General features: G+C 74.0%; 2 protein-coding genes. Both read right to left on the reverse strand.

Annotated elements, in window-relative coordinates; genetic code table 11:
* Window positions 1–120: 120 nt before the first annotated feature.
* A complete protein-coding gene (locus SACHA_RS0116790) occupies window positions 121–1,572 on the reverse strand; it encodes an FAD-linked oxidase C-terminal domain-containing protein (RefSeq protein WP_028663275.1) in 1,452 nt (483 codons plus the stop codon).
* 358 nt (window positions 1,573–1,930) lie between these two features.
* On the reverse strand, window positions 1,931–3,238 hold a 1,308-nt coding region (locus SACHA_RS0116800), incomplete at its 5' end, for a cytochrome P450 (RefSeq protein ID WP_019811634.1).

Below are 3,238 nucleotides of genomic sequence, written 5' to 3' on the forward strand. Positions count from 1 at the left end.
CGGCGCCGCGCAGGTCGGTGGGGGCGAGCGTCCCGGCCGTCGGTGTCACCGTCGGTGTGGTCGTCGGTGTGGTCGTCCGCCCGCCGGTCGCGGCGGGTCCGGACGTCCGGTCGGTTCCGGTCATAGCCGCTCGATCACCCCGGCCTCCTCCAGCGGGTGCGGCCGGTAGGGGCCCGGGGCCTCGCCGCACAACCTCGGCGTGGGCAACAGCTTGCCCGGGTTGCACAGTCCGTCCGGGTCGAACGCCGCACGCACCCGGTCCATCGTGGCGAGGTCGGTCTCGCCGTACATCCGCGGCATCGAGCACGCCTTGTCCGTGCCGATCCCGTGCTCCCCGGACAGCGACCCGCCGAGCTCGACGCACAGCTCCGCGATCCGTTTCGACAACTCCTCCGCGCGCTCCTGCTCACCGGCCGCGGCGTTGTAGAGCACCAGGGGGTGCAGGTTGCCGTCCCCGGCGTGGAAGACGTTGGCGACCCGCAGGCCCGCCTGTGCGCCCAGGTCGGCGATGCGGGCGAGCACCTCCGCCAGCCGGGTCCGGGGGACCACGCCGTCCTGGACGATGTAGTCCGGGCTGATCCGGCCCATCGCCGCGAAGGCGGCCTTGCGGCCCTTCCAGATCCTCGCCCGTTCGGCCGCGTCGCCCGCGATGTGCAGGCGCGTGCAGCCGTGCCGTTCGCAGATCGCGGTCACCTGCTCGAACTGGGCCTCGCACTCGGCGGCGGGCCCGTCCAGCTCCACCACCAGCGCGGCCGCCGTGTCCAGGGTGTATCCGGCGTGCACGGCCTGCTCCGCGGCGTTGATGGCGAGGTTGTCCATCATCTCCACCGCGGCGGGCACGATCCCCGCCGCGACGAGGTCGCCGACCACCTCACCGGCGCGCGGAATCGAGTCGAAGTCGGCCAGCAGCGTGCGCACCGTCTGCGGCGTCGGCAGCAGCCGGACGGTGATCTCGCAGGCGATGCCGAGCGTGCCCTCCGAGCCGACGAACACCCCGCGCAGGTCGGGGCCGAGCTGTTCCCCGGTGTCCCCGCCGAGGGTGACGATCTCCCCGTCCGGCAGCACCACCGTCATCGCCAGCACGTGGTTGGTGGTGAAGCCGTACTTCAGGCAGTGCGCGCCGCCGGAGTTCTCGGCCACGTTGCCGCCGATCGTGCAGACCTGCTGGCTGGACGGGTCGGGCGCGAAGTACAGCCCGTGCGGCGCGGCGGCCGCGGTGATGTCCAGGTTGGTCACGCCGGGGTGCAGAGTCGCACGCCGGTCCAGCGGGTCCACCGCGAGGACCCGCCGCATCCGTTGCAGCGAGATCACCACGCCGTCGGCGACCGGCAACGCCCCGCCGGAGAGCCCGGTACCCGCACCGCGCGCGACGAACGGCACCCCGTGCCGGTGGCACACGCGCACGGCGGCGGCGACACCCTCGGTGTCGGTGGGCAGCACGACGAGCGACGGCGCCTGGCGGACGCCGGTGAGACCGTCGCACTCGTAGCTGCGCAGGCCGACCGGGTCGGAGATGACGTTCGCCGCGCCGACCGCGGCCACCAGCGCGTCCCGCACCGCCGGGTCGAGCATGCGCGCCACCCTGCCTCCCGTCGCCGACACGGTCGTCACGGATCGACCGTACATCGGGTGCGGGCGCGGTCAAGGTCGTGCGGTCCCGGGGCGCCACGGGAGGAGGGCACCGTGGCGGCCCGCACAGCGGGGCCGGCCGAGGGCGTGTCGCCGTCGGACCCGCACCGGCCGGGTGATACGAAGAGAGGATGAGCTGCGTGAACTGCCGGGATGGTCTCGACCACTGCCACGGCACGGTGATCCGGCACGTCGACGACACGGTCGAATGCACCGACGCTGGTTGCACGGACGTCGACGTCGTACGGCACAGCCTGGTCGTGGATTGCGGAACCGTCGACGGCGGCTGCGTCTGCGCCGGTCAGCCGGGATTCGCACTCGCCTGAGACCCCTCGGCGGGGTCACGGGCGAACCGGAGGGCGTAGTGGTTCAGCGTCGCGGGCAGCCGATCGTGGGCGTTGCCCCGCGCGAGGAGTGACCGCGGGGCGAGCACCCGGTAACGGCCCTGCCGCAGGAACTCCGCGAGCATCGTGGCCGTCACGAGCAGCACCAGGTTCTCGCCGGGGCACCGTCCCGGCCCCGCGCTGAACGGCACCAGGCCGGGCCACCGCTCCGCTCCCTCCGTGGCTCCGCATGTGTCCTCGGGCGGGACCGGGTGGAAGCCGTCGGGGAAGGGCACCAGTTCCGGTGCCCGGTGGAAGTAGGGCGCGAACACGACGAACAGCGTCCCCCGGGTGAGCGTGGTGCCCCGCCAGGACGTGGCCGTGGTGCTCTCCCGCAGCAACACCGGGGTGGTCGGCCACAACCGCACCGTCTCCCGCACGCACGCGCGCAGGAACGGCAGCGCCGCGTCCCCGGGCCGGGCGGCGTGGGCCTCCTCCCGGGCGCGAGCGGCGTCCCTCGGGTGCGTGGACAGCACGGCGAGGGTGCGCAGCGTTACCATGCCCGCGGCGTCGAACGCGAACAGCCAGTGCGGCACCTGCCCGTACGGGTCGAGGTCGTCGGCGCCGGTGCCGATGCGCGGGAGGACGTCCCGGCGGGTGTCGTCGGTGAGTGCGGCGGCCAGACTGCCGGGCTCGGCACGGTCGAGGTGGGCCGCCAGCCGCGCACGGAACGTTCCCCGGCGGTGCCGTGCCGCGGGCAGCAGGAACGCCCAGTTCCCGCGCGAGCGCAGTGCGGCGAGGTCGTCGGTGACCTCCCTGGCGTCCCGGGCGTGGTCGCCGAGCACGAGTCGGCGGACGATTCGCCACCACGCCACCTCGAAATCCGGCCAGGCGAGTGCGGTGCGCCCGCCGAGCAGCCGCATGGTCTCGTCGCGGACGACCTCGCGGACTATGGGTGCGAGACTGTGCTCGACACGGTCGCTCTCCAGCACCTGCTCGTTGAAGTGGCGGCGGGGCGCCCGTTCCGGCATCGGCGAGGCCAGGACCGCGTGCGGTTGGAAGTGTCCGAGCGCGGCACGCTTCTCCCGGGCCGCGGGGGTGAACGGCGACGGGGTGCGGTCGAGCACCCGTTCGACGTCGTCCGTTTCGAGCAGCACCGCGATCGGCCTGCCCGGGATACGCAGCAACAGGGGTCCCGGCCCGTACCGGGAGCGCAGGGCGCGCATCAGCCGCACGGCGTGCCGGTCGGCCCGCAACCGGTCGGCCAGCGCCAGGACGCGCGGCCT

The sequence above is a fragment of the Saccharomonospora halophila 8 genome, from assembly GCF_000383775.1.
GTDB lineage: Bacteria > Actinomycetota > Actinomycetes > Mycobacteriales > Pseudonocardiaceae > Saccharomonospora > Saccharomonospora halophila.

Coding starts and splice junctions, on each gene's coding strand:
- SACHA_RS0116790 (WP_028663275.1), bottom strand. CDS start 1,572: ATGCTCGACCCGGCGGTGCGGGACGCGCTGGTGGCCGCGGTCGGCGCG.